Source organism: Streptomyces sp. NPDC014870 (assembly GCF_043081505.1).
Taxonomy (GTDB): Bacteria; Actinomycetota; Actinomycetes; order Streptomycetales; family Streptomycetaceae; genus Streptomyces.
The window spans coordinates 147,475-172,380 of record NZ_JBIBWQ010000001.1 but is presented as its reverse complement, the minus strand read 5'-3'; the positions used below and the strand labels follow the sequence as shown (position 1 = coordinate 172,380).

At 73.8% G+C, this 24,906-nt stretch carries 23 protein-coding genes; 15 read left to right on the top strand and 8 right to left on the bottom strand.

What is annotated here, in order from left to right:
- Window positions 1–59: 59 nt before the first annotated feature.
- On the top strand, window positions 60–674 hold the full coding sequence (locus ACF09C_RS00715; RefSeq protein ID WP_392088624.1) for a TetR family transcriptional regulator: 615 nt from the start codon (window positions 60–62) through the stop codon (window positions 672–674).
- On the opposite strand, the gene ACF09C_RS00710 is transcribed toward ACF09C_RS00715, so the two are convergent.
- Both ACF09C_RS00710 and ACF09C_RS00705 read right to left on the bottom strand, forming a co-directional pair.
- Window positions 641–1,243 carry a TetR/AcrR family transcriptional regulator gene (locus ACF09C_RS00710; protein ID WP_392087095.1) on the bottom strand — a complete coding sequence of 201 codons (603 nt, stop codon included), beginning with the start codon at window positions 1,241–1,243 and terminating at the stop codon, window positions 641–643. The two genes, ACF09C_RS00715 and ACF09C_RS00710, sit on opposite strands and share 34 nt — an antisense overlap.
- 80 nt (window positions 1,244–1,323) lie before the next feature.
- Entirely contained in the window at window positions 1,324–3,402 is a 2,079-nt protein-coding gene (locus ACF09C_RS00705; protein ID WP_392087093.1) for a discoidin domain-containing protein, read from the bottom strand.
- A gap of 246 nt (window positions 3,403–3,648) precedes the next feature.
- Between ACF09C_RS00705 and ACF09C_RS00700 the strand changes: the two genes are divergently transcribed.
- From ACF09C_RS00700 to ACF09C_RS00685, 4 genes are all read left to right on the top strand, one after another.
- Window positions 3,649–4,872 (top strand): cytochrome P450, encoded by a 1,224-nt coding sequence (locus ACF09C_RS00700; RefSeq protein ID WP_392087091.1) that lies wholly within the window; start codon window positions 3,649–3,651, stop codon window positions 4,870–4,872.
- Between the two features lie 151 nt (window positions 4,873–5,023).
- The gene (locus ACF09C_RS00695; RefSeq protein WP_392087089.1) at window positions 5,024–5,632 is read left to right on the top strand and encodes a TOPRIM nucleotidyl transferase/hydrolase domain-containing protein; all 609 of its coding nucleotides are present in this window, start codon (window positions 5,024–5,026) and stop codon (window positions 5,630–5,632) included.
- 136 nt (window positions 5,633–5,768) lie between these two features.
- Window positions 5,769–6,491 carry a VOC family protein gene (locus ACF09C_RS00690; RefSeq protein WP_392087087.1) on the top strand — a complete coding sequence of 241 codons (723 nt, stop codon included), beginning with the start codon at window positions 5,769–5,771 and terminating at the stop codon, window positions 6,489–6,491.
- A 192-nt stretch (window positions 6,492–6,683) separates the two neighbouring features.
- Window positions 6,684–7,739, top strand: coding sequence for an NAD-dependent epimerase/dehydratase family protein (locus tag ACF09C_RS00685; RefSeq protein WP_392087085.1), 1,056 nt, complete (start codon window positions 6,684–6,686; stop codon window positions 7,737–7,739).
- On the opposite strand, the gene ACF09C_RS00680 is transcribed toward ACF09C_RS00685, so the two are convergent.
- Window positions 7,714–8,826 carry a sensor histidine kinase gene (locus tag ACF09C_RS00680; protein ID WP_392087083.1) on the bottom strand — a complete coding sequence of 371 codons (1,113 nt, stop codon included), beginning with the start codon at window positions 8,824–8,826 and terminating at the stop codon, window positions 7,714–7,716. The genes ACF09C_RS00685 and ACF09C_RS00680 overlap by 26 nt on opposite strands.
- A gap of 3 nt (window positions 8,827–8,829) precedes the next feature.
- Window positions 8,830–9,660 (bottom strand): response regulator transcription factor, encoded by an 831-nt coding sequence (locus ACF09C_RS00675; protein ID WP_392087081.1) that lies wholly within the window; start codon window positions 9,658–9,660, stop codon window positions 8,830–8,832.
- Window positions 9,661–9,775: 115 nt separating this feature from the next.
- On the opposite strand from ACF09C_RS00675, the gene ACF09C_RS00670 reads away from it, so the two are divergent.
- From ACF09C_RS00670 to ACF09C_RS00660, 3 genes are read left to right on the top strand one after another with little or no spacing between them, the layout of a single operon-like run.
- Window positions 9,776–10,522: a glycosyltransferase family 2 protein gene (locus ACF09C_RS00670; protein ID WP_392087080.1), complete on the top strand. Its 747-nt coding sequence runs from the start codon at window positions 9,776–9,778 to the stop codon at window positions 10,520–10,522.
- Entirely contained in the window at window positions 10,519–11,172 is a 654-nt protein-coding gene (locus tag ACF09C_RS00665; RefSeq protein ID WP_392087078.1) for a DUF2064 domain-containing protein, read from the top strand. The genes ACF09C_RS00670 and ACF09C_RS00665 overlap by 4 nt, the downstream gene beginning before the upstream one ends.
- Window positions 11,169–11,855: a methyltransferase domain-containing protein gene (locus ACF09C_RS00660; RefSeq protein WP_392087076.1), complete on the top strand. Its 687-nt coding sequence runs from the start codon at window positions 11,169–11,171 to the stop codon at window positions 11,853–11,855. Before ACF09C_RS00665 ends, ACF09C_RS00660 begins: the two co-directional genes overlap by 4 nt.
- Here the strand turns inward: ACF09C_RS00660 and ACF09C_RS00655 are convergent.
- On the bottom strand, window positions 11,834–12,229 hold the full coding sequence (locus ACF09C_RS00655) for a hypothetical protein (RefSeq protein WP_392087074.1): 396 nt from the start codon (window positions 12,227–12,229) through the stop codon (window positions 11,834–11,836). The two genes, ACF09C_RS00660 and ACF09C_RS00655, sit on opposite strands and share 22 nt — an antisense overlap.
- Window positions 12,229–13,371, bottom strand: coding sequence for a molybdopterin-dependent oxidoreductase (locus tag ACF09C_RS00650; protein WP_392087072.1), 1,143 nt, complete (start codon window positions 13,369–13,371; stop codon window positions 12,229–12,231). The genes ACF09C_RS00655 and ACF09C_RS00650 overlap by 1 nt, the downstream gene beginning before the upstream one ends.
- A 114-nt stretch (window positions 13,372–13,485) precedes the next feature.
- Here ACF09C_RS00650 and ACF09C_RS00645 point away from each other — a divergent pair, with 114 nt between their 5' ends.
- Both ACF09C_RS00645 and ACF09C_RS00640 read left to right on the top strand, forming a co-directional pair.
- Window positions 13,486–14,991 carry a glycosyltransferase 87 family protein gene (locus tag ACF09C_RS00645; protein ID WP_392087070.1) on the top strand — a complete coding sequence of 502 codons (1,506 nt, stop codon included), beginning with the start codon at window positions 13,486–13,488 and terminating at the stop codon, window positions 14,989–14,991.
- Window positions 14,981–15,562, top strand: coding sequence for a DM13 domain-containing protein (locus ACF09C_RS00640; RefSeq protein ID WP_392087068.1), 582 nt, complete (start codon window positions 14,981–14,983; stop codon window positions 15,560–15,562). The genes ACF09C_RS00645 and ACF09C_RS00640 overlap by 11 nt, the downstream gene beginning before the upstream one ends.
- A gap of 98 nt (window positions 15,563–15,660) precedes the next feature.
- Here the strand turns inward: ACF09C_RS00640 and ACF09C_RS00635 are convergent, their stop codons facing one another.
- A complete protein-coding gene (locus tag ACF09C_RS00635; RefSeq protein WP_392087067.1) occupies window positions 15,661–16,146 on the bottom strand; it encodes an SRPBCC family protein in 486 nt (161 codons plus the stop codon).
- Between the two features lie 203 nt (window positions 16,147–16,349).
- Here ACF09C_RS00635 and kdpF point away from each other — a divergent pair, with 203 nt between their 5' ends.
- From kdpF to ACF09C_RS00620, 3 genes are all read left to right on the top strand, one after another.
- A complete protein-coding gene (gene kdpF / locus ACF09C_RS00630) occupies window positions 16,350–16,439 on the top strand; it encodes a K(+)-transporting ATPase subunit F (protein WP_362014401.1) in 90 nt (29 codons plus the stop codon).
- 293 nt (window positions 16,440–16,732) lie between these two features.
- Window positions 16,733–19,192: an ATP-binding protein gene (locus tag ACF09C_RS00625; protein WP_392087065.1), complete on the top strand. Its 2,460-nt coding sequence runs from the start codon at window positions 16,733–16,735 to the stop codon at window positions 19,190–19,192.
- A 125-nt stretch (window positions 19,193–19,317) separates the two neighbouring features.
- Window positions 19,318–21,267 carry an NAD-binding protein gene (locus ACF09C_RS00620; RefSeq protein ID WP_392087063.1) on the top strand — a complete coding sequence of 650 codons (1,950 nt, stop codon included), beginning with the start codon at window positions 19,318–19,320 and terminating at the stop codon, window positions 21,265–21,267.
- 68 nt (window positions 21,268–21,335) lie between these two features.
- Here the strand turns inward: ACF09C_RS00620 and ACF09C_RS00615 are convergent, their stop codons facing one another.
- Window positions 21,336–22,265 (bottom strand): Lrp/AsnC family transcriptional regulator, encoded by a 930-nt coding sequence (locus ACF09C_RS00615; protein WP_392087061.1) that lies wholly within the window; start codon window positions 22,263–22,265, stop codon window positions 21,336–21,338.
- Here ACF09C_RS00615 and ACF09C_RS00610 point away from each other — a divergent pair.
- Both ACF09C_RS00610 and ACF09C_RS00605 read left to right on the top strand, forming a co-directional pair.
- Window positions 22,240–23,625, top strand: a complete 1,386-nt coding sequence (locus tag ACF09C_RS00610) for an MFS transporter (protein ID WP_392087059.1) — start codon at window positions 22,240–22,242, stop codon at window positions 23,623–23,625. The two genes, ACF09C_RS00615 and ACF09C_RS00610, sit on opposite strands and share 26 nt — an antisense overlap.
- Window positions 23,622–24,806 carry a M20 family metallopeptidase gene (locus ACF09C_RS00605; protein ID WP_392087057.1) on the top strand — a complete coding sequence of 395 codons (1,185 nt, stop codon included), beginning with the start codon at window positions 23,622–23,624 and terminating at the stop codon, window positions 24,804–24,806. The genes ACF09C_RS00610 and ACF09C_RS00605 overlap by 4 nt, the downstream gene beginning before the upstream one ends.
- The last annotated feature ends 100 nt before the right edge of the window (window positions 24,807–24,906 follow it).

Genomic DNA, 24,906 nt, shown 5'->3' with positions numbered 1-24,906 from the left:
TCATGAGCCTGAGTGTCATCGAGGGCATGAAGTGTATGCTTGCTCGCGTGAGCCCCGACATGACCCTGGCCCAGCGCAAACGACAGCTCGTCTCCGACGAGTTGACCGAGGCCGCGCTCCAACTCCTCGCCGTGAAGGGCTTCGACGCGGTCACCGTCGACGAGATCGTCGCGGCCGCCGGGGTGTCCAAGCGGACGTTCTTCCGCTACTTCGCGTCCAAGGAGGACGTCGTCGTCCAGTTCCTGGCCGACATGGGCGCCGGCATCCGGGCGGAACTGGCCGCCCGGCCCGCGGACGAGCCGCCCTCCGTGGCGCTGCGCCACGCCATGACGGTCCCCATCCACGCCTGCACGGACCAGCCGGACCACACCGAGCGGGCCCTGCGCGTGGTGCGGCTCATCCTCGGCACCCCCGCGCTGCACGCGCGCTTCCTGGAGCGCCGGCTGCGGTGGAGCGAGGACCTCGCCGCGGAGCTGACACACCGTCCGGGACTCGACGCCGCCGACGACCTCTACCCGCGGCTCGCGGCCGGTATGGCGCTCACCGCCTTCGACATCACGCTGGAACGGTGGGGCGCGGGCGACGACCCCGTCGAGCTGATCGAACGTGCCTTCGCCGCCCTCGCCCCGGCCCTGGACGCTCAGCCCCCGTCGGCGACGAGCACCGCGACCTGATCGGTGACCAGATCCAGGAGCGCGGCCGAGGACTCCTCGTCGTGGCCCACGACGAGCAGGTTCAGCGTCAGACCGTCCGTGACCGCCGCGAGATAGCGGGCAAGCACCGGCACGGGGACCCGGAGATCGAGCATCATGCTCGCGTCGAGCTCCTCGATGAGCTCGTGGTAGATCTCCGCGTACCGCTCGTGCTGACGGCGCGCCAGCGGTTCGAACCCCGGCGTGCGCAGCGCGTACTGGGTGAGTTCGTACGTCAGCATGTGCTCGCCCGGATGGGCGCGCACATGCTCCCAGTACGCCCCGAAGCCCGCCCTGATGGTCTCCCGGAAGGAGCCGCGCGGCCGGAGCGCCTTCTTCACCGTCCCCACGTAGTGGTCCGTGATCGCCGTGATCACGGACTCCAGCAGGGCCTGCTTGGAGTCGAAGCAGTAGTGGAAGACGCTCAGCGACACGCCCGCCTCCGCGGCGATCGACCGGGTCGTCGTCCTCGGCACGCCGTCCCGGGTCATGGCCCGGATCGCCGCCTCGGTCAACTGCCGACGCCGTTCGGCGAGCGGCATTCGGGACATGGGGTGGTTCCTTTCTCGTACGCGTACGACGAGGGTGGGGCGACCGGACCCGGCCGCCCCACCCCGTCCGTGGATCTCCGTCAGCCGCTGTAGACGCCGACCTCCTTGAGCGAGTACCCCCACTGGGTGCCGCGCTGCACTCCGTAGATCCGGACGTGCCGTGCGGTCGTGGCGGAGAACTGCACGGTGTCCAGACCGCCGTCACCGCTCGTGGTCGACCACGCCGTACGCCATGTCGTGCCGTCGTCGGAGAGTTCGACGCGGTACGCCCTGCCGTACGCCCGCTCCCAGTCGAGCGTCACCCGCTTGACCAGCTGCGGCTCCCCGAGGTCGATGCGGAGCCACTGGTCGTCCTTCCACTCGCTCGCCCAGCGCGTCCCAGGGTCCCCGTCGACGGCGCGGTCGGCCGAGAAGGTGGTGAACGGGTTCCACCACTCCGTGGTGGACGCCGAGGCGGGTGCGCGCGCGGCCAGGTTCACACCGGCGCGGTGCCGCTCGGAGGCGCCCCAGGTGTCGAGGTAGGACTCGGCGCCCCTGAACAGGTCGTCCACCACGCCCTGGCCGCCGACCTTCCGGATGTCCTCGATCCAGTCCGGCACCATGCCGTGGTGGGCGGCGCCGTCCGTGTTCAGGTCCCAGGTCCGCTGTCCGGTGGTCTGCCGGTCGATGACCGAACCGCCGTCGGTGGAGCGGAACGGGTACGTCACGGCGTTGGGGGCGTCCGCGCCCCGGGGGCCCGGCCAGCCGCCGACGCCGTTCATGTCGGTGCCGTAGCCGTAGCCCACGTCGTACTTGTCGCGCAGGGCGTCCTTGGCCTTGGCCTCCGCGCTGAACGCCTCGGACCCGTTCATGTACTGGGCGGCGAACCCGCCGAGCTTGTACAGCCGTTCGGTCCAGGAGCTGTCCATCCAGCTGTGGGAGGAGATCGCGCCGGGGTAGGACACCGACTCCATGATGTCGAAGGCCCGACCCGCGGCCTTCACGCTCATGTGGTCCAGTTCCAGCATCATCTTGCGTTTCATCATCCCGCGCACCGCGTACTCACCGAGATCGGTGAGACCGCGGGTGTTGCACCGGGCGTCCTGGCTGTACGCGGGAACGCTCACGCCGGCCGGCAGCTCCTTCTGCGCGTTCGGGGCCGCGGCGAGCCCGATGGGGTTGTCCTGCTGCGGGCCCGCGCACTGCTCGGTCTTCCAGAAGGTCCCGGTGGACAGGAACTGTCCCACGTTGATCGCCGTGCCGAGCGCTCCCGAGTCGAAGCGGACCCCGCAGAGCGCGTTGTCGAACTTGTGGCACAGGAACATGCTGCGCACACCGAGCGCGTGCAGCTCGTCGAGGCCGCGGTCGATGTCCGCCCTGCTGCACTGCGCCACGTCCAGGATCTGCTTGCAGCCGAACGGCTCGGACGTCTCGACGCCGAGAACGACCGCCAGCTTGCCCTGCTCGATGACCTGACGGGCCTGGGCGGAGTCGGTGACGATCCGGAACCAGCCCTTGCCGGGGCCGCCGAACATCGTGTCGATGTACTCCTGCATCTCGTACGTCTTGCGGGCCTGCAGCCGGATCGACGTCATCTCGTCGCAGCTGCGGTCCTTGAAGAAGTAGACGGAACAGATGACCCCGTTGGTGACGAGGTCGTTGACGAGGACGCGCTGGCCGCCCCGCCAGGCCCGCTCCACCCAGGCGTAGTAGTTCTGCTGGTGGGTGAGCGAGTCGTGGGCCGGCCAGTCCTTGAACGTCGGCCAGCCGTCCGGGTCGTGCTTGCCGTCGCCGCCCTTGGTGATGAAGTCGAAGATCGCCAGCGAACCGTCCGGGTAGTGCTCCGGGCAGTCCTTGAGCGCGTCGGCCACGCCGTTCACCGAGAAGGTCTGGCCACAGATGAGACGCCCGCCGAAGGCCTCGTTGGACATCAGGTGGTTGTGCGCGTCGACGAAGCCGCGCACCTCGCCGCGTTCGTTCGTGCCCTTGAACGGCTCGCCCGTGACGTTGATCTGCGAGTCGGGCGCGGGGCGGGCCGTGGGGTTCCACCAGGAGGCGTCGGCGGCCGAGCCGGACGCGGGGGCGAGCAGCATGGTCACGGTGGCGAGCAGCAGCGCCAGCACGGCGAGCGGCCCGCGCCTGCCGGACGCACGGCTGCGCGTGGGGGGTCTCATGGGCATCACTCACGTCTTCGGTCGAGGGGGGTGTGCGGGCGGCGGAGCGGAGGATTGTCATGTTCCATGCGAAAGGCGTGGTCGAGGATCCCGACTGCCGCGAGCGGAGTCAAGAGTCCGGGACAGATGACCTGAAGGGCGGGGCGGCGACGCGAACAGGCCACGGAGTCCACATTCTGATCTTCCGTCAGAACGTGCGGCCCGCCAGGCTGGAACGGGCTGTCGCCCCGTACGCTCGCGAAAGGAACCGTCTTGATCAGGCCGAACCCCCCGATCGTGCTCGACCCCACCGGTGCCGACCGGCACGCCGAACACCGGCAGCTGCGCGCCCACGGCCCGGCCGCCCTCGTGGACGTCCTCGGTGTGCGGGCGTGGTCGATCACCGACCCGCTCCTGCTCAGGAAGCTCCTGACCGGTCCCGACGTGTCCAAGGACGGCCGCAGGCACTGGCCGGCGTTCGAGGAGACCGTGCGGGACTGGCCGCTCGCGCTGTGGGTCGCGGTCTCCAACATGTTCACCGCCTACGGCTCCGACCACGCCCGGCTCCGCCGCCTGGTCGCCCCCGCGTTCACCGCCCGCCGCGTCGCCGCCCTCCGTCCGGTCGTCGAGGCCCTGGTCACAGGGCTCCTCGACGACCTGGAAGCCGAACCGCGCGGCGCGGTCGTCGACCTGCGCGAGCGGCTCGCGTACCCGCTGCCGATCGCCCTCATCGGCCACCTGATGGGCGTCCCCGAGAGCCGCCGCGAGGGCTTCCGCGCGCTCGTGGACGGCGTCTTCGACACCACCCTCACCGCCGAGGAGGCCACGGCCAACGCCGGGCGCCTCTACGGCCTCCTCGACGAACTCGTCGCCGCCCGACGCGCCGAGCCGGGCGAGGACATGACCTCGCTCCTCATCGCCACCCGCGACGAGGACGGCTCCACCCTCGCCGAGTCCGAACTGCGCGACACGCTCCTGCTCGTCATCAGCGCCGGGTACGAGACGACGGTGAACGTCATCGACCAGGCGATCACCGCCCTCCTCACCCGGCCGGGGCAGCTCGCCCACCTCCGCGCCGGCCGGGCCGGCTGGGGCGACGTCGTGGAGGAGACCCTGCGCCACGAACCGGCCGTCAAGCACCTGCCGCTCCGCTACGCGGTCACCGACATCCCGCTGCCCGACGGCCGGACCATCGCCCGCGGCGACGCGATCCTCGCCTCCTACGCGGCGGCCAACCGCCACCCCGACTGGCACGGCCCGACGGCCGACGCCTTCGAGATCACCCGCGCCACCAAGGACCACCTGGCGTTCGGCCACGGTATCCACTACTGCCTGGGCGCCCCGCTGGCCCGGCTCGAGGTGGCCACCGCCCTCGAACACCTCTTCACCCGGTTCCCTGGTCTGAGCCTGGCGGTCGCCCCCGAGGACCTCCAGCCGCTGCCCTCCCTGATCAGCAACGGTCACCAGCGCCTCCCGGTCCGGCTCCACCCCGCGTGACGCTCGGCGCGCCGCCCGGCCCGACGCGCCGCGTGAGGCGCCGCGTGAGGCGCCGCGTGAGGCGCCGCGTGCGCGGCGCCGCGGCCGGGCCGGCACCTGCCGCCCCCGAAAATCCCGTGCCGTCCCGCCGCCGGGCGGGCAGACTCGCCCCATGATCGAGATACGGGAGTTCCGCGCGGCCGTCGGGGTGTGCGCCGGCGGCGGACCCGCCGGACCGGCCCGGCAGTGGGCGGAACGGGCGGGCGTCCGGACGGTGGTGCTGCTCGAAGGCCTGAGCGATCTCGCCGCCGTCGAGACGCTCGCCGAGCGGCGCGGCCGGGACCTGGCGGCCGAGGGCGTGTGCGCGGTCTCCATGGGCGGGGCCATGAACGTCCGCCGGTACGCCGCCGTCCTCGGGCCGACCGGCCTCGGCCTCCGGCTGACCGGACTCTGCGACGTCCAGGAGCGGCCGTTCTACGACCGCGCCCTGGAGGGGACCGGGGCGCCCCTGTTCGTCTGCGCCGCGGACCTGGAGGACGAGCTGATCCGCGCGCTCGGCACCGACACGGTCGAGGACGTCGTCGCGACCGAGGGCGACCTCCGCCCCTGGCAGACCTTCCTGCACCAGCCCGCCCAGCACGGCCGCCCCCGGGAGCGGCAGTTGCGCCGCTTCCTCGGGACGAAGAAGGGCCGCAAGATCCGCTACGGCCGCCTCCTCGTCGACGCCCTCGCTCCCGAGCGGGTACCGGCCCCGCTGGACGACCTCTTCGCGAGCCTGTGAGGCCTCCCTCGGGGCGTAATTCGGTTGACCGTTCGGGCGGCGACCGGAGAGCCTCGGCCGAGAAGCGACCCTCTCGCGACCTGTACGACCACTTGCATGCCGGAGCGGCGCGCTTCGGCGGAACGGACACCCCGGCATGACGTCCCACCTCCACGCCCTCTGCGTCGACGCGAACGACCCGCTCCTCGTCTCCCGCTTCTGGGCCGGCCTCCTCGGCTGGGAGACGGCCGACGACCCCGACGACGGCATCGTCCTCGCGCCCGCCGACGACACCGGATTCCGGCTCCGCTTCCTCCCGACCGACGCGCACAAGTCGGTCCAGAACGCGATGCACTTCGACCTGACGAGCACCTCCCTCGACGACCAGAGCGCCGTCGTGGACAAGGCGCTCGCACTCGGGGGCCGGCACATCGACGTCGGCCAGACCCCCGAGGACGGGCACGTCGTCCTCGCCGACCCCGAGGGCAACGAGTTCTGCGTGATCGAACCCGGCAACGCGTTCCTCGCCGACTGCGGGTTCATCGGAGCTCTCGCGTGCGACGGCTCCCAGGCGGTCGGGTACTTCTGGAGCCGGGCGCTGGGCTGGCCGCTGGTCTGGGACCAGGACCAGGAGACCGCGATCCGCTCGCCGCACGGCGGCCCGAAGGTCACCTGGGGCGGACCGCCCCTGATGGAGCGGGCGCCCCGGGACCGTATCCGCTACGACCTCGCCCTCCCCGCCGGCGGCGACCACGAGGCGGAGGTCGACCGGCTCCTCGCCCTCGGCGCCACCCGCGTCACCACCGAGGACGACGGCCACGGGCGGGTCGTCCTCGCCGACCCCGACGGCCAGGAGTTCCGCCTCCTGCCGCCCCGGTGACGGCCACCGCCTCCCCGGACGCGCCCGGGTGACGGCCGCCGCCTCCCCGGACGCGCCCAGGTGAGAGCCGCCGCCTCCCCGGACGCGCCCGGTGAGAGCCGCCGCCTCGCCGAGAGCGTCGAACCTTACGAATCGCGGACGCCCGCGCTCCGCCTGCCGGAAGAGGCCGCTCCGGTCCGTACGGTGACCCCCATGCGCGTACTCGTCACCGGCGGCGCCGGTTTCATCGGCTCCCACATCGTCGAGGCCCTCGTGGCCCGCGGCCACCACCCCGTCGTCCTCGACGCCCTCCTGCCCACCGCCCATCAGGGGCCCGAGCCGTCGGTTCCGGCGGAGGCCACCTGGCTGCGCGGCGACGTGCGGGACCCCGAGACCGTCGCCCACGCCCTCCGGGGCGTCGACGCGGTGTGCCATCAGGCCGCCATGGTCGGCCTCGGCAAGGAATTCGCCGACGCCCCCGACTACGTCTCCTGCAACGACCTCGGCACCGCCGTCCTCCTCGCCGCCATGGCCGAGGCCGGTACCGACCGGTTCCTGCTCGCCGGCTCCATGGTCGTCTACGGCGAGGGCGCGTACGCCTGCCCCGCCCACGGCCCGGTCCGCCCCGGCCCGCGCGCCGAACCCGACCTCGCGGCGGGCCGGTTCGAACCCCGTTGCCCCCGCTGCGGCGCCGACCTCACGCCCGGCCTCGTCGCCGAGGACGCCCCCGCCGATCCGCGCAACGTGTACGCCACCACCAAGCTCGCCCAGGAACACCTCGCCGCCGCCTGGGCCCGCACCACCGGCGGCCGCGCCGTCTCCCTGCGCTACCACAACGTCTACGGACCCCGCATGCCCCGCGACACCCCCTACGCCGGCGTCGCCTCCCTCTTCCGCTCCGCGCTCGCCCGCGGCGAGGCGCCCCGCGTCTTCGAGGACGGCGGCCAGCGCCGGGACTTCGTCCACGTGCGGGACGTGGCCGCCGCAGGCGTCCTCGCCCTGGACGCCCTCGGCGACCGGGCGCCCGCGACCCTCACCGCGTACAACACCGGCAGCGGCGACCCCCGTACCGTCGGCGAGATGGCCGCGGCGCTCGCCGCCGCCCACGGCGGACCGGCCCCGGTGGTGACGGGGGAGTACCGGCTCGGCGACGTACGCCACATCACCGCCGACTCCGCCCGGCTCCGCGCCGACCTGGGCTGGAAGGCAGAGGTCGGCTTCGCCGACGGCATGGCCGAGTTCGCTACGAGCGGGCTGCGGGGAGCGTGACCTCGAAGCGGCAGCCGCCGTCCACGTTCCGCACGTCGGCACGGCCCATGTGGGCCTCCACGATGCCCTGGACGATCGCCAGACCGAGCCCCGCGCCGCCGGGCGGGGTACGGGCCTCCGTACCCCGCCACCCCGTGTCGAAGACCCGCGGCAGCGCGTCCTCGGGGATACCGCCGCAGCCGTCCGTGACCGACAGGACAACGGACGCGTCACGGCGCTCCGCCGCGACGGCGACCGTGCCGTCCTCCGGCGTGTGACGGATGGCGTTCACCAGCAGGTTCGACAGGACCCGGGTCATCTCCCGGCCGTCGACCTCCACCGGCACCGCCGCGACCCCGTCGCCCACCAGCCGTACGCCCTGCTCCCGCGCGAGCGGTACCGCGCCCGCCAGCGCGTCGCCCACGAGGTCGTGCACCGACATCCGGGCCGGGTTCAGCGTCAACGCGCCCGCGTGGATGCGGGAGAGCTCGAACAGATCGCCCACCATGCTGTTGAGCCGGTCCACCTCGGTACGGATCTGCCGGTGATAGCGCGCCGGATCGGCCACCACACCGTCCTCCAGAGCCTCGGACATGGCCCGCAGACCGGCCAGCGGCGTCCGCAGGTCGTGCGAGATCCAGGCGACCAGCTCCCTGCGGGACGCCTCCAGATTCCGCTCGCGCTCCCGGGACGCGGTGAGTCGCTCGCTGGTGACCGACAACTCCCGGCTCAGCGCGGCGAATTCGGCCGGGGCGAGCACGCGGGGGGCGGTGAACACCCCGCCCTCGCCGAAGTCCCGTGCGGCCACGGCAAGTTCCCTGGCACTGACCACCACACGACGGCCGAGCAGCAGCGAGGTGCCGAGCGAGACGACCGCCGCCATCGCGACGACCGTGGTCACCACCCAGAGGTCGTGCGGTGACAGGAACATCGCCCAGGCCACCGCGAGCGTCCCGGCGAGCATCGCCGTCACCGCGACCGACACGACGACGGCGAGCGACACCGCCACCGACCTGTGCCGGGCCACGCGCAGCAGACCGGCCCCGATCAGACCGGCGGCCGCCGCGCCCACGAAGGCGTAGACGGCGATGAGGAGTATGTCGCGCACGGCTCAGCCTTCCGTCGTCGCGGGGGAGCCGGAATCGAAGCCGGGGGAGGAGCCGGTGTCCGTGCCCGGGCCCTTGGCCGTGGGGGTTGCCGGGCCCGGTGGCAGGTCCGGTCGCAGGTCGGGGCGCGCGGTCGCGTCGAAGCGGTAACCGGCGCCCCACACCGTCCGGATCAGGAGCGGGTTGGCCGCGTCGTCCTCGACCTTCCCGCGCAGCCGCCGGATGTGGACCGTGACCGTCGACAGATCGCCGAAGTCCCAGCCCCACACCTCCCGCATCAGCCGCTCGCGGTCGCACACCTCGCCCGGGTGCTGCATGAAGTAACTGAGTAGGTCGAACTCCCGCAGGGTGAGCGCGAGCGGTCGCCCGCCCCTGAGCGCCTGCCGGGCCGCGGGGTCGACCTCCAGGTCACCCGCGCGCAGCAGCGCCCCCGGCCGCCGGACCTCGGTGTGACGGCGGAGCACCGCCTCCACCCGCAGCACCAGTTCACGCGGGCTGAACGGCTTGGTGACGTAGTCGTCCGCCCCGATCTCCAGGCCGAGGATCCGGTCCTCCTCCTCGCTCCGCGCCGTCAGCATGATCACCGGAACCGGCCCGCGCCGGCGCAGCTCACGGCAGACCTCGAGGCCGTCCATGCCCGGCAGCATCAGGTCGAGGACCACCAGGTCCGGCCATCGCGCCGCGGCGGCCGTCAGCGCGGACGGCCCGTCGTCCGCCCGGTCGACGGCGAAACCGGCTCGTTCCAGGTAGCCGGCGACCACTTCGGCGACGGTCGGATCGTCGTCCACGACCAGGACGTGCGGTGCGGTCCGCGGGGGCTGTTCAGGCTGCTGCATGGGGTCAGCCTCGCACCCGACGGGCGGCCGGGTCGCCCGCGGGCCTGCGCAGCCTGGGCGACGTCCGTGTTTCGTAAGGTTCGCACGTCCCTTTTGCCCGTTCGGGGTTCGTACGGTGAAGTCCGTGACCGACTCGCCTTCCGCGACCACGTACGCGGTGAACGTTGTCCTGCCCTGCCTCGACGAGGCCGAGGCGCTGCCCTGGGTGCTGGAGAGGGTGCCGCCCGGCTGGCGGGCGATCGTCGTCGACAACGGATCGACCGACGGTTCCCCGGCCCTCGCCCGCGCCCTCGGCGCGACCGTCGTCACGGAACCCCGCCGCGGCTTCGGGGCGGCCTGCCACGCGGGCCTGCTCGCCGCCGACGCGGACATCGTCTGCTTCTGCGACTGCGACGGCTCCCTCGACCCCGCGCTCCTCGTGCCGTTCGTCGCCCAGGTCGCGGCGGGCGAGGCCGACCTGGTGCTCGGCCGCCGCCGCCCCGCCACGCGCGACGCCTGGCCGCCGCACGCCCGGGCCGGCAACATCGCGCTCGCCCGGATGCTGCGCCGCCGCACCGGACTCCGCCTGCACGACCTCGGCCCGATGCGGGCCGCCCGCCGCGATGGCCTGCTCGCCCTCGACCTCACCGACCGGCGCAGCGGCTACCCCCTCCAGATGGTCGTCCGCGCCGCCGACGCAGGTTGGCGGGTGCGCGAGCGGGACGTCCCCTACCTGTCCCGTACGGGGAAGTCCAAGGTCACCGGCACCTGGCGGGGCACCTGGCACGCCGTCCGCGACATGCGCGCGGTGCTCCGTGAGACACCACGGACGCCTTCCCCGACCGCCCCGACCACCACCGGCCCCGCGGAGGCGCACCGGTGAGCACGCTCCTCGTCATCGCCAAGGAACCCGTACCGGGCCGGGTCAAGACCCGGCTCACCCCGCCGTTCACGCACCGGCAGGCGGCCCGCCTCGCCGAGGCCGCCCTCGCCGACACCCTGGCGACCGTGCGGGACACGCCCGCCGACCGCCGCGTCCTCGCCCTGGACGGGGCGCCCGGCGACTGGCTCCCGTCCGGCTTCGAGGTCGTCGCCCAGGGCCCGGGCGGCCTGGACGAACGGCTCGCCGCCGCCTTCGCCCGCTGTACGGGGCCCACGCTGCTGATCGGCATGGACACTCCCCAGGTCACCCCGGAACTCCTCCTCGCGGGGCTCGACTTCGGCGCCTGCGACGCGTGGCTCGGGCCGGCCGAGGACGGCGGCTTCTGGGCGCTCGGCCTCGCCGTCCCCGACCCCGCCCTGCCGCGTGGCGTGCCCATGTCCGTACCGGAGACCGGAGCGGCGCAGCGTCACCGCCTCACCGCCGCCGGCCTACGGGTACGGGACCTTCCGAGGCTCCGAGACGTCGACACGGCCGCCGACGCCCGCGCGGTCGCCGCACTGGCCCCGCGCAGCCGCTTCGCCTCCTGCCACGCGGAGTTGACCGCGACCGCCACCACCGCTCGGGACCACGCCGGGATCGGGACCGGATGAGCGCGCTGGAGTCGGAGACGACACGCCTACGCCCCCCGACCCCTCGCCGCGCCTGGCGGGCCGACCCCTGGGGCGACGCCCTGCGGTCGGGCCGCGGGCCGCTCTTCCTCCGGCGCGCGGACGGCTGGCTGCTGCCCCTGGAGGTCGAGCGCTGGTGCGCCGCGGCCGACCCGGCCGACGCCACCGTGCTCGCCCGCTGCGAGGGCGCCGTCCTCGACGTCGGCTGCGGTCCTGGGCGCCTCGTGCACGCGCTGGCCGCCGCCGGTCGACCCGTGCTCGGCATCGACGTGTGCCAGGCGGCCGTCGCCCGCACGGTCGACGGCGGCGGCACCGCCCTGTGCCGGTCCGTCTTCGACCCGCTGCCGGGCGAAGGCCGCTGGGGAACCGTCCTGCTGATGGACGGCAACATCGGCATCGGTGGCGACCCCGCCGGCCTCCTCGCCCGCGCCGCCGCCCTGGTGACGCCCGGCGGACAGACGCTCGTAGAGGCCGCCGCCCCCGACGTCGACGAGCGGGTCGAGGTCCGGGTCGACGACGGACGCGGCGCGCGCGGCGTCGACTTCCCCTGGGCCCGTGTCGGAGCCCGGGCCCTGCCCGCGTACGCCGACGCCTCGGGGTGGCGGGTCGAGCACCGCTGGCGGGCCGGGGACCGCAGTTTCCTTCAGCTCCGGCGCCGCCGCTGAGCCAGCCGCCGCGCGCCGAGCAGCGCGCCCGTACCGACGGCCACCACCCCCATCAGGACCAGCCAGTTGCGCAGGTAGTCCAGCGGGAGGGCCGTCGGGTTGGGCGCGCTGCCCGGCCGCAGCAGCAGGGGCAGCGCGATCAGCGTCAGCGAACCGGCGACGACCAGACCGCCGCGCAGCACGCCCCGGGCCGGCACGGCGGCGAGCAGCAGCCCGACACCGCGCACGAGCGGCGCGATCAGCCCGTCGTGCAGCACGATCGCCCCCGCCAGCCACAGCAGCACCTCACCGACGGTCCCCGTGCGCACCACCAGAACGGCGCCGAGCCCCATCAGCCCGACCCCCAGCGCCCCCACCGCGTAGCGGACCACCATCACAGCACCTCCAGTCCGGCGACCCACTTGGTCTGCAGCACACCCGGCCGGTTCGGTGCGATGATCCGCGCCGGGAAGCCGTGGTCGAGCGAGAGCACCTGCCCGTTGAGCCGGAGCGCGAGCAGGGTCAGCGGATCCTCCGCGTACTCCGCGCCCATCTCCATCACGCGGTACGCGCCCCGGCGCTCCAGGGACACCACCCGTACCCGGGACGACGGCCGCGCTCCCGCCCGCTCCAGCAGATCCCTGATCCGTACGCCGGTCCAGCCGGCCTCCACGCTCCACCCCTCCACGCAGGCGATCGGCAACCGGACCTCGACCTGCGGCAGGGCCCTGAGTTCCGCCAGGCTCAGCGTGTACGGCAGGGGGCCGGCCACCTTCAGCCGCCAGTCCTCCGCCGTCGCCGCCGTCACCCCGGCGGCCGCTGCCGTACGGTTGATCGGCAGCCCCTGCGTCCCGTGATCGGGGTGGCGCGGCGCGAGCAGGTCGAGACGCTTCAGCGGAGTGAACGACTGGCCCACCGTCGTCAGCGTGACCGCCGCGACACCCGCCGCGACACCGGTCAGGAGCGACCGGCGGTCGACCTCGTCCTCGGCCGGCAGCTTCAGCGTCCCCTCCGACCGCCGACCCCAATGGGCCCGGATGTCGGGCCACTTGACGGCCACGTGCAACAGCAGCGCGCCGAAGAGGAGCCAGGCCACGGCGAAGTGCACGGGGACGAAGGAGAACGGCCACGGGTACCACTCGACGATGTTCAGCAGGCCGGTCAGCAGCTGGAAGACACCGGCCGCGACCAGGACGGCCACCGAGAGACGCTCGAGCGCGTGCCGCACGGACCGGACGGGCGGCCAGACGAACAACCTCGGGTAGACCGCCCACAACTTCGCCATCAGCAGCGGGATCGCGGCGATACCGCTCGCCACGTGCAGCCCCTGACTGAACCGGTACCCCCACGTCGGGCGGCTCGGCAGGACGTCCGCGAGCCAGTCCGGCGGCCGCTGGAGGTAGTGACTGGTGACGCCGGTGACGAAACAGACCGCCAGGGCGAGGCCGAGCCAGCGGCCGATCGCGGTGGCCGTCCTCGCGTCATGCAGGCGGGCGCGGAACGTGGGCAGAGGGGGAGGCGCGATGCGCGGTGTCATGCGCTCCATCTCACCGCCCCGCGGGCCTCCCGAGGCGGAACCGACACCTTACGAAACACGGACGGCCGGGGCGGCGGCCCCCTCGCCGCGCCGGCGGCTGCCACGCTGCCGGGTGTGATCGACTTCCGTACCGCCCTCGCCGGCGGGCTCCTGACCGCGCTCACCACGGTCCTGGTGGCCACCGTCCGGCACGACGGCTACTACACCGACCCCGGCGGTCTTTCCGGGTGGTACGCCGTCTCCTGGGCGCTCTTCGGCGCCTGCGTCCTGGCCCTGCGGAAGGTGCCGCCCCGCCGGGCCGTCGTCCTGGTCCTGGCCGGCTCGGCCCTTGTCGCCGCCACGGGCCTGGTCGCCCCGGCGCGCACGAGCACCGACGCGTACCGCTACGCGTGGGACGGCCGGGTCCAGGCGGCGGGCGTCTCGCCGTACGATCACGCCCCCGCCGACCGCGCGCTCGCGCCGCTCCGGGACGACTGGCTCTTCCCGACCGGACCCGCCTGCCAGGGGCCGACCCTGGCCCCGCTCCCCGCCCTCGCCCCACTCCCTGCCCCGGCCCCGCTTCCCGCCCTGGCCCCGGTTCCGACTCTCGCCCCGCTCTCGACCGGACCGGCGGGCGGCGCACCCCCCTGCACTCGCGTCAACCGCCCCACCGTGCACACCATCTATCCGCCGGTCGCCGAGGCGTACTTCCTCGGCGTGCACCTCCTCGCACCCGACGGCAGTCGGCTGAAACCCCTCCAGGCCGGCGGCGCGCTCCTCTCCGTCGCCGTCACCGGAGCGCTGCTGCTGATCCTGCGCCGCCGCGGCGATCCCCGTACCGCCGCCTACTGGGCCTGGTGCCCCGCCGTCCCCGTCGAGGCCGTGAACAACGCCCATGTCGACGTCCTCGGCGTGCTGTTCGCCGTCGCCGGACTCGGCCTCGTGGCGCACCGCCGACGCGCGGCGGGCGGGACGCTCCTGGGCGCCGCCGTCGCCGTGAAGCTGATGCCGGCGATCGTGCTGCCCGGAGCGCTGGCCGGCGTACGGCGCGCGAGGGACGCGGCGGCGGTCCTCGTCCCGGCGGCGGCCGTCACCGCCCTGTCGTACGTCCCGTACGTGCTCCTCTCCGAGGGCTCGGTCCTCGGCTATCTGGGCGGATACGTCGAGGAGGAGGGATACGACGATGCCGCGTCCCGCAACCGCTACGCCCTGCTCCGGCTCGTCCTGCCGCCCTCCTGGGCCCTGCCCGCCCTGGTCGTGGTCCTGCTCGCCGTCTGCGCCCATGTCGTCCTGCGCGGCGATCCCGAACGCCCCTGGAGCGGCGCGCTGCTGGTCACCGGGACGGCCTTTCTGCTGCTGACCCCGGGGTACTCCTGGTACGCCCTGCTCCTGGTCGCCCTCGTCGCGCTCGACGGGCGCTGGGAGTGGCTGCCGGTCGCCGTGGCGGGGGCGGCGAAGTACGTGACCGGGGCGGCCTTCTCCGACGCCAACGCGGTGGGCACGGTCGCCTACGCCGTCGCGGCGGTGTCCGTCCTGGTCGGAGCCGTGCTGCGGCGTAAGACTTTCGTCATCGGCCGGGAGGTGGCGCGCCCCGCGCCGCCCGCGGTGGAATGCGGGGGAAGGAAGACCGATGGAACGTAGGAAAGGGACGATCGTGGCACGTGGGGGCAGGAAGTCGCTGCTGTGGGGCGCGATGGTGGTCGCGGTGGCGCTGGGGGCCGTGGGGCTCTACTGGTTCCAGCCCTGGAAGCTGTGGCAGAACGAGACGATCGACGAGGCGCTCCCGACGGTGGCGCCCGGAGCGTCGTCCTCCGGTGCCGTGAACCCGGGAGCGGACCCGGGAGCGGACCCGGCCGCCGCGCCGAAGACCGTCGCGCAGGGGTCCCTCATCACCCACGAGCACGCCACCACCGGCACGGTGAAGCTCATCCGGCTCGCCGACGGCAGCCTGACCCTCCGTCTGGAGGACCTGGACACCAGCAACGGCCCGGACCTGCGGGTCTGGTTGACCGACGCGCCGGTCAAGGAGGGCATCGCCGGATGGCGTGTCTTCGACGACGGCAAGTACCTCAGCCTCGGGAAGCTCAAGGGCAACAAGGGCGACCAGAACTACCCGCTGCCGCCCGGCACCGACCCGTCCGCCTTCACGAGCGTCACCATCTGGTGCGACCGCTTCGACGTCTCCTTCGGGGCGGCGGCCCTGAAGGCCTGACCACCCTGCCGGCGACCGAGGGGCCCCGCGCGACGGCGCGGGGCCCCTCGGTCGTCACACGCGGACTCGCGCGTGCGCACGCGGAATCGCGCACGGACTCACGCGGACGGGGCCGTCGCCGCCGTCGCGATCCGGGCGAGGGTCGTGCGCATGCCGTGCCGGTTGACGGCGATACGGCGCTCCGTGTTCGTCCCCGCGAAGACGGTGCCGAGCAGCTCGGCGTGTCGTGAGCCCCGCCCGGTGCGCAGGTCCTGCCAGGTCTCCGTCACGCGGGTGCCCGTCCCCTCGGCCTCGAAGCGGTAGCCCCAGCGGGCGATCGGCAGCCCGAAGACGCCGACGTCGAAGGTGAACTCCTCGCCCTCGCGCGCCGCCGACACCCGCCCCGTCGTGAACCAGAGGTACGGCCCGCGCCGGTTGAGACCGACGAAGCGGCTCCCGGTCCGCACGGGAGGCCGCGGCACCCAGACCCGGCGGCACTCGGGGCTCCACCGGCCCATGTCGGGCAGGTTCGCCACCAGGCGGTAGACGACCTCCGGCGCGGCATCCACCACGACGGACTCCTCAAGACTCCACTGACGCCCCATCGACGGCCTCCCTGTCGTCGCCCCACTCCGTCCCTACCGGCCGGTAGGGTAGCGGACCCCGCGCGTCAGGGAGGCGTCAGGATCCAGGGCGCACGCGGCAGAGAGGCGTCAAGCCGCCTGTGCGCTCCGACGTCGACGCGGTTCCTTGTGTCTGGATGTGCGCAAACGCCAAGGAACCTCCGGATCAAGGGAGTCGGTCACGCATGGGTGTGGAGAACATCGTCGGCCTGCTGGTGGCCGTCAGCCTGGTCGGCTACCTGGTGGCCGCCCTGATCAAGCCGGAGAAGTTCTGAAGCACGACGCCCCGCACGCGGCTTCCGCTCCGCGCGCGGCATACGCCCCGCACACGGCCGCGGCTGCCGGCCCGGCCGCTGTCGCCCCCCGCCACGGCCCCGCCGCCGTCGCCACGCCCCCTGGCCCGGATCCGGCCCCGCGTTCCGACCCGGAACCGCGCCAGGGGCTCCACCCCGTCGCAGGCCCGGGGCCGGCCCCGAGCCACCCCCCGGTCCCGGCCCCGACGGATCCCCGACCCGGAAGCCTCAAGGTCTTCCTGGGCGCCGCCCCCGGCGTCGGCAAGACCTATCGGATGCTCGACGAGGGCCGGCGCCGAGCCGCGCGTGGCACCGATGTCGTCGTCGCCGCCGTGGAGTGCCACGGCCGTCCGCACACCGAGGCGATGCTGGACGGCCTGGAGACCCTGAGGGCCCCGGACCGTGTGCGCCCCGCCACCACCACCGGAGCCGGCTCCCGCCCGGGCCCCGCTCCCGACACCGGTCTCCGACTCGGCCCCGCCCCCGACACAGGGCTCGACCTCGACGCCATCCTGCGCCGCCGCCCCGAGGTCGTCCTCGTCGACGAACTCGCCCACGCCAACCCGCCCGGCTCCCGCCACGCCCAGCGCTGGCAGGACGTGCAGGAGCTGCTGGCCGCGGGCATCGACGTCGTCGCCACCCTCAACATCCAGCACCTGGAGTCCCTCACCGACGTCGTCGTGAAGATCACCGGCGTGCCCCAACACGACACGGTGCCCGACGACGTCGTCCGCCGCGCCGGGCAGATCGAGCTCGTGGACGTCCCGCCGGAGTCGCTGCGCCGGCGCATGGCCCACGGCAACATCTACCCGCCCGAGAAGATCGACGCGGCCCTCGCCAACTACTTCCGCCCCGGCAACCTCACCGCGCTCCGCGAGCTCGCGCTGTTCTGGACCGCCGACCGGGTCGACGAAGCCCTCCGCCGCTACCGCTCGGAGAAGGGCATAGACGGGGTCTGGGAGACCCGCGAGCGGATCGTCGTCGCGCTGACCGGCGGCCCGGAGGGGGAGACCCTGATCCGGCGCGCCGCCCGGATCGCCGCCCGCTCGGCCCGCGGCGGCGCCCTGCTCGCCGTGCACGTCGTCCGCAGCGACGGTCTCGCGGCCGGCGCCTCGCACGCCGCGCTCGCCCGGCAGCGGCGCCTCGTCGAGAGCGTCGGCGGCAGCTACCACTCGGTCGTCGGCGACGACGTACCCACCGCCCTGGTGGAGTTCGCCAGCGCGGAGAACGCCACCCAGCTCGTCCTGGGCACCAGCCGGCGCCGCCGCCTCGAACGCTTCCTCACCGGCCGCGGCATCGGCGAGACGACCGTCGCGCTCTCCGCCGACATCGACGTCCACATGGTCACGCACGAGCGCGCCGGACACGGCCGCCTGCTGCCCTACCGGCGCCGTACCCTGCCCGTCTCGCGCCGCGTCGCCGGACCGGTCGCCGGACTGCTCCTGCCCGTCCTGCTCACCCTCCTGCTCGACGGCGCGCGGGGCCACCTCGACCTGACCAGCGAGGCCCTCCTCTTCCTGCTGACCGTCGTCGGCGTGGCCTGCATCGGCGGGGTCGCCTCCGCGCTGATCGCCGCGCTGACCGCGTCCCTGCTGCTCAACTACTGGTTCGTGCCGCCCATCGGCGCGTTCAGCCTCGGTGACGCCGACAACGTGCTCGCCCTCGGTGTCTTCGCCGTCGTAGCCGGTACGGTGGCCGCCGCCGCCGACCGCTCCCTGCGGTTGTCCAGACGCGCCGCGCGGGCCACGGCCGAGGCGGAGACCCTGTCCTCGCTCGCCGGCGACATCGTCCGCGGCGACCAGGCGATACCGGCCCTGCTGGCCCGCACCCGCGAGACCTTCGCCATGGACTCGGCCGAACTCGTCGAACAGCCCGTGGACGACCCCGACGCCGTCCACGTCCCCGTGGGGTCCGACCTGTTCCTGCTCCTACGGGGCCGTACGCTGCCGTCCTCCGAACGCCGGGTCCTCTCCGCCTTCGTCGCCCATGTGGCCGCCGCCGTCGAACGCTCCCGTCTCGCCGAGGCCGCCGCAGAGGTGGAGCCGGTCAAGGCCGCCGACCGGATGCGCACCGCCCTGCTCGCCGCCGTCAGCCACGACCTGCGGACCCCGCTCGCCGCCGGCTGGGCCGCCGTGGGCTCCCTGCGCAGCCCGGACGTGGAGTTCACCCCCGAGGAACAGGACGAACTCCTCGCCACCGCCGACGAGTCGATGGCCCGCCTCAGCCGACTCGTCGACAACCTGCTCGACATGAGCCGGCTCCAGGCCGGCGCGCTCACGCTCCATCTGCGCGCCACCACGCTGGAGGAGGTGTTGCCCGCCGCCCTCGACTCCCTGCCGCCCGACGGTCCGGCGCCCGTCATCCACACCCCCGAGGACCTGCCGCCCGTCCTGGCCGACCCGCCGCTGCTCGAACGCGTCCTCGCCAACCTGCTCGCCAACGCCGTACGCCACTCCCCGCCCGGACACCCCGTGCTCGTCACCGCGAGCGCCCTCGGCGGGCGTATCGAGGTACGCGTCGTCGACCGGGGCCCCGGACTCCCGCCCGCCGACCGGGAACGGATCTTCGAGCCCTTCCAGCGTCTTGGCGACACCGACAACACCACGGGCGTCGGCCTCGGCCTCGCCCTCTCCCGGGGCCTCACCGAGGCCATGGACTCCACCCTCACCACGGAGGACACGCCCGGGGGAGGACTGACCATGGTCGTGTCGCTGCCCTGCGCGGACGCCACATGACCAGGTCCGTACGGAGCCGGGAGACGAGCCTGACGCATCTCTGACGCCCGCCCATACGCGACCCTGACGCCGAACTCCCGTGCGAAAGGCGGCCCGGAGCGCCCCCATCGGCCATCGTGAACGACGTGACGTCAACCCTCCACCTCCGCATGCCCGTCGGGCAGCGCTCCCAGCACATGGTGATCTGCGGCGACGACGGTCTCGCCCGCCGACTGGCCGTCGAACTCGACGCGGTGTGCGGCGAAGCGGTCACCGTCGTCCTGCCCTCCCGGCGCGACGAGCACGGCGCCGAGATCGCCGCCCTCCACCGCGACCCGCTCTCCCCGGTCGAACTGCTCGTCGCCGCCCGGCCCGACGAGCAGACCCTCAGGGCCGCCGGAGTCGAACGCGCCACCGCCCTCGCCCTCACCTACGGCGACGACCAGACCAACATGACGGCGGCGCTGGTCGCCCGCGGCCTCAACCCCTCCATACGCCTGGTCATCCGCATGTACCACCGCGAACGCGGCCGTCACCTGGAACGCCTCCTGGACCGCGCCGCCGAGGTCCGCGCACCCGCCGGCGACGCCACCGCGGACACGAGCGCCATCGCGGACACGAGCGCCGACGCGTCCACGACCGTCCTCTCGGACACGGACACGGCCGTCCCCGAACTCGTCTCGGCGGCCGCGCTCGGCCACGGCCACACCCTGCAGATCGACGGCAAGGTCTTCCGGGGCGTCGTGCGGCGCGCGGGCGCCCCCGCCCAGTCGACCGACCTGGCCACGCTCGCCGTGCTCTCCGGAGCGCACCAGGACGACCCGGCCGGCGAGGACAGCGCCGAGACCCCGGGCGAGGACGGCACACAACTGCTGCCCGACACGCACACCGCGTACCACCGCCAGTTCACCCACGGCCGGCTCATGCTCGAAGAGGTCACCCACCACCACGCACCCGAGGCGCCCACGGTCTCCCGCGGCTACGGCGAACGGCTCCGCGGCCACCTCCGCCACCTGCCCTGGCGGGTCTTCCTCTCCCGCGAGGTCACCGCGGTCTTCGGAGCGCTCGCCGCGATCGTGCTGCTGCTCGCGGTCGCCACCGCCCTCGTCGAGGACGGCCCGCTCTGGCGCGCCGTGTACCTCCCGCTCCTGGACATCTTCACCATGGGGGACCCGGCGATCGGCGAGGAGGAGTCCGCCGCCCGCCGTGTCCTGCAACTCGTCGCCGGCTTCGTCGGCCTGGCCGTCCTGCCGCTCGTCGTCGCCGCCACGATGAACGCCAGCGAAGCCTTCCGTACCGCCTCCGCGAACCACCCGCCCGCCGAGGACCTCGGTGACCACATCGTGCTGATCGGCCTGGGCAAGGTCGGCACCCGGGTTCTCGCCCAGCTGCGCACCACCGCCCACCAGGTCGTCGCCGTCGAACGCGACCCGCACGCCCGGGGCGTCGCGCTCGCCCGCGAGCTGGGCATCCCCCTGCTCCTGGAGGACGCGTCCGCCGCGGGGGTCCTCGAGCAGGCGCGGATCAGGCAGAGCAAGTCCCTGCTGGTCCTCACCCGTGACGACAGCGAGAACCTCGACATCGTCATGGCCGCCCGGGAGATCAACCCGGGCATCCGTGTCGTCATGCGGCTCTACGACGACGACTTCGCCGCCACCGTCTCGGCCACCATGCGCGCCTCGTACCCCGCCGTCCTCACCCGCAGCCGCAGCGTCTCCGCGCTCGCCGCCCCTGCCTTCGCGGCCGCGATGATGGGCCGGCACGTCCTCGGCGTGATGCCCGTCGAGCGCGGCTCGCTCCTCTTCACCGTCGTCGAGGTCGCCGGCCACCCCGAACTGGAGGGCCGCTCCGTCCACCAGGCGTTCCGGGAGAACGAGTGGCGCGTCCTCGCCGTCGGCGCCTCGGGCGCCCGCCTCACCGCCCGCGCGTCGGACACCCTCGCGGGCTTCCCCACCACCCTCCAGGGCCTCGACTGGCGACCGCCGCACGGCCGGATCCTCCGGGCGGGCGACCGCGTCGTCCTCGCTACGACCCGCCGGGGCCTTGACGTCCTGATGACCGGCGTCCAGCCCCACCCGCCGAGCCGCAGGACCTGAGCCGGGAGCCGCGGCGGCGCCGCGGAGCCGGTCAGCATGCCGGAGCCGGTCAGGGTGCCGGGGCCCGGTCAGGGTGCCGGGGCCCGCTCCGCGAACCCCGCCCGCTTGTACGTCCGCATCAGCAGCGCCACGTCCGTCGACGTCACCCCGTCAAGACGCCCGAAGACGCGGGACGCGAACGTGTGCAGATCGCGGGCGGAGCGGTGGCTGGAGTAGCCGAGCAGGGTGGTCGTCCCGGTCGTCACGACCAGGTGCCGCACCGCCGCCTCGCGCGCCAGCGCGCGGATGGCGCCGTCGAGCCGGTCGTGCCCCACGGCCAGCCGGAACCGTGCCTCGACGGGATAGCCGAGCACCGCCGGATCCGCGTGCAGCCGCAGATGCAGGATGTGCGAGGTCATCAGCCGCGCGAGGCGGCGCCGGGCCGTCGTCTCGCCGACCCGCAGTTCGCGCGCGAGCCGGGTCGTCGACATCCGGGCGTCCCGGTGCAGCAGAGCCACCAGGCGCCGGTCGAGTTCGTCCACGGCGAGCGGCTCCGGCAGCGGCCGCCCCTCCATGGCGTGGAGCCGTACGTCGGTCGGCTCCTCGTCGTACGGCGCCCAGTCGCTCGCCGTGAGCAGCAGCCGCAGCACGACGGACGAGTGGACATCGACGACCCCGTCCATCCGCCCCACCACCGAGTCGACGACGGTCAGCAGCGTCTCGTGGTCGGGCACGTTCAGTTCGACGAACACCTCCAGGGCGCCGGTCGCCACCTCCACGGACCGCGTCTCCGGCCGCCGCGCCAGCGCAAGCGCCGTCTCGTGCACCCGCCCGGGCGCGCAGCGCACCGCCAGCTCCGCCGTGACGCCCTCACCCAGGTACTCGGGGATCAGCGCCGTCGTGAAGCCCACGTCACCCCCGGCCGTCATCCGGTCGAGCCGGCGCGCGACCGTCCGCTCGTGCACCCCGGCCGCCGCCGTGATCGCCTCCGTCGTGCTGGTCGAGCTGTCCAGCGGCATCACCCAGGGCTTCCTGTCCCCACTGCTCAAGGGGCTCACCGAGACCCTCCGGGTGACCGCGGCCGACCTGAACTGGATCAGCATCGCCAACCTGCTCTCCAGCGTGGCCTTCACCCCCGTCCTCTCCCGGATGGGCGACCTGTACGGCCACCGGCGCGTCCTGCGCTGGAACCTCGCTATCGTGCTGCTCGGCTCCGTGCTCGTCGGCCTGAGCCGCTCCTTCGGCGTGCTGCTGACCGGCCAGATCCTCCAGGGCGCCTTCGCGGGCTTCTTCCCGCTCCTCGTCGGCATCCTCCGCAACCGGGCGACCACCTCCCCGGACGGTGCGGGCGAAGGCGGCGAGAGCCGCCGGGGCATCAGCTTCATGGTCGCCGCGCTCGTCGGCGGTCTCGCGCTCGGCCTGGTGGCCAGCGGCTTCGTGGCGCGTACGGTCGACAGCCCGACCGCCGCCCTCTGGGTCCCCACCGCCGCCGTGGGCCTCGCCCTCGCCGCCACCTGGCGCCTGCTGCCGGAATCCGCCCACCGGCCCGGCGGCCGTATCGACTGGGCGGGCGGGATCCTGCTCTGCCTCGGCCTCGTCGCGATCATGCTCGGCCTCGGCATGGGCGGCCTGCCCGGCTGGGAGTGGGACTCGGCCCGCACGCTCGGCTGCCTCGTCGGCGGCACGCTCGTCACGGCCCTGTGGGTCCTGGTGGAACTGCGGACGGACGAGCCGATGATCGACGTCAGGATGTTCCGGCACCGCAACGTCGTCACCGTCTCCCTGGTGACCCTCACCTTCACCTTCTGCATGCTGGGGCTCCAGGTCGCCAACCCCGTCTTCATGGGCACCGGCGCGGCCGAGCACGGCTACGGCCTCGGGTTCGACCCCTTCGCGATCGCCCTCGCCATGCTCCCCAACCTGCTCGCCCTCGCCCTGGCCGCGCTCGCCGCGCCCGCCGTCGCGGCCGCCCTCTCCGACCGGCTGACCCTGGTCGCCGGCTCCCTCCTGATGGCCATCGGCTACCTGGTCTCGCTCACCTGGCACACCTCGATGCTCCCGTTCCTCCTGGGTACGGCGGTGGCGGGGGTCGGCACCGGGTTCCTGCAGCACTCCACCAGGACGCTCGCCGTCGAGAGTGTGCCGCACGACCGCACCTCGGTCGGCTCCGGCATCAACGAACTTCTCATCAACGTCGGCGGTTCGCTCGGCGCGGCGGCGGTCCTCACCGTCTTCGCGGCCCGCACCCCGGCCGGCGCGGTCCTGCCGGAGCTCGGCGCGTACACCACGTCCTGGACGATCTGCGTCGCCGTCTCGCTCGCGGGCGCCGCGATCGCCCTGCTGTACCGCACCCCCAAGAACGTGGAGGGCCAGAAGTGACGACCACCCCGACCGAGCACGCCCGCGTGGTCCTGACGCGGCGCCAGGACGAGGTCCTCGCCCTCAGCCACCAGTTGCACGCGGACCCGGAACTCGCCTACGAGGAGCACCGCGCGGCCCGCCGCATCACCGACCTCGTGGAGGCCGCGGGCTTCGAGGTGGAGCGGGGCGTGTGCGACCTGCCCACCGCGTTCTCCGCGACCGCCGGCACGGGCGACCTCGTCATCGGCATCTGCGCCGAGTACGACGCCCTGCCCGGCATCGGCCACGCCTGCGGCCACAACGTCAACGGCGCCGCGTCGGTCGCCGCCGCCCTGGCGCTCGCCCCGCTCGCCGACGAGCTCGGCATCACCGTGAAGCTGCTCGGTACTCCCGCCGAGGAGTTCGGCGGCGGCAAGGTCGACATGCTGCGCGGCGGCGCCTTCGACGACGTCGCCGCCGCGATGATGGTGCACGCCGCGCCGCACGACTCCGTCGGGCTGACCTCACTGGCCATCAGCAGCTGGAAGGTCGGTTACACCGGCCGCGCCGCCCATGCCGCGGCCATGCCCGAGCGGGGTGTCAACGCGGCCGACGCGATGATGATCGCCCAGGTCGCCATCGCCGCGTACCGGCAGCAGATGCGGCCCGGTTCGGTCGTCTCCGGGGTCGTCACCTCCGGCGGCGAGGCGGCGAACGTCATCCCGGCCCACACCACCGCCGACTACGACTGCCGCGCGGACACGGCGGAGGAACTGCGTGAACTCCAGGCGCGGATCCGCGCCTGCTTCGAGGCGGGCGCGCTCGCCACCGGCGCCGAACTCGCCCTGGAGACCGTGGGGAACGACTACGCCGACCTCCGCCAGGACCTCGCGGTGGGCCGCAGCTACCTCGCCGCCGCCCGCGCGCTCGGTCGCACCGTCCCCGACACGGACCCGAACCTGCGGGCCGGTTCGACGGACATGGGCAACGTCTCGCACGTCGTTCCCACCATCCATCCGATGATCGGCTACGACTGCGGCGACACGATCATGCACAACCCGGAGTTCACCCGCTACGGCACCACCCCGCAGGCCGACCGCGCGGTCCTGGACGGCGGACTCGCCATGGCGTGGACGGCCGTCGACCTGGCCACCGACCCGGCCCACCGCGAGACCCTGCTGTCCCGCCTCGCGACCCGCGAGCGGCTCGACGCACGCTGAACACGCCCAGGAACCGGGCCGGGTGGAAGCGAGGACGGCGCTCCCACCCGGCCCTCGCCGCACGAGAGTTCTCGGGGAGCACTGTATGCCCCCTGGTATG

Bases quoted from the DNA above. Each gene is read 5' to 3' on its own strand.
- ACF09C_RS00660 (WP_392087076.1), top strand. From the start codon at position 11,169: ATGAGCGCGCTGGAGTCGGAGACGACACGCCTACGCCCCCCGACCCCT.
- kdpF (WP_362014401.1), top strand. From the start codon at position 16,350: ATGGGTGTGGAGAACATCGTCGGCCTGCTGGTGGCCGTCAGCCTGGTC.
- ACF09C_RS00635 (WP_392087067.1), bottom strand. From the start codon at position 16,146: ATGGGGCGTCAGTGGAGTCTTGAGGAGTCCGTCGTGGTGGATGCCGCG.
- ACF09C_RS00695 (WP_392087089.1), top strand. From the start codon at position 5,024: ATGATCGAGATACGGGAGTTCCGCGCGGCCGTCGGGGTGTGCGCCGGC.
- ACF09C_RS00710 (WP_392087095.1), bottom strand. From the start codon at position 1,243: ATGTCCCGAATGCCGCTCGCCGAACGGCGTCGGCAGTTGACCGAGGCG.
- ACF09C_RS00685 (WP_392087085.1), top strand. From the start codon at position 6,684: ATGCGCGTACTCGTCACCGGCGGCGCCGGTTTCATCGGCTCCCACATC.
- ACF09C_RS00625 (WP_392087065.1), top strand. From the start codon at position 16,733: ATGCTCGACGAGGGCCGGCGCCGAGCCGCGCGTGGCACCGATGTCGTC.
- ACF09C_RS00655 (WP_392087074.1), bottom strand. From the start codon at position 12,229: ATGGTGGTCCGCTACGCGGTGGGGGCGCTGGGGGTCGGGCTGATGGGG.
- ACF09C_RS00650 (WP_392087072.1), bottom strand. From the start codon at position 13,371: ATGACACCGCGCATCGCGCCTCCCCCTCTGCCCACGTTCCGCGCCCGC.
- ACF09C_RS00705 (WP_392087093.1), bottom strand. From the start codon at position 3,402: ATGCCCATGAGACCCCCCACGCGCAGCCGTGCGTCCGGCAGGCGCGGG.
- ACF09C_RS00675 (WP_392087081.1), bottom strand. From the start codon at position 9,660: ATGCAGCAGCCTGAACAGCCCCCGCGGACCGCACCGCACGTCCTGGTC.
- ACF09C_RS00715 (WP_392088624.1), top strand. From the start codon at position 60: ATGACCCTGGCCCAGCGCAAACGACAGCTCGTCTCCGACGAGTTGACC.
- ACF09C_RS00690 (WP_392087087.1), top strand. From the start codon at position 5,769: ATGACGTCCCACCTCCACGCCCTCTGCGTCGACGCGAACGACCCGCTC.
- ACF09C_RS00640 (WP_392087068.1), top strand. From the start codon at position 14,981: ATGGAACGTAGGAAAGGGACGATCGTGGCACGTGGGGGCAGGAAGTCG.
- ACF09C_RS00615 (WP_392087061.1), bottom strand. From the start codon at position 22,265: ATGCCGCTGGACAGCTCGACCAGCACGACGGAGGCGATCACGGCGGCG.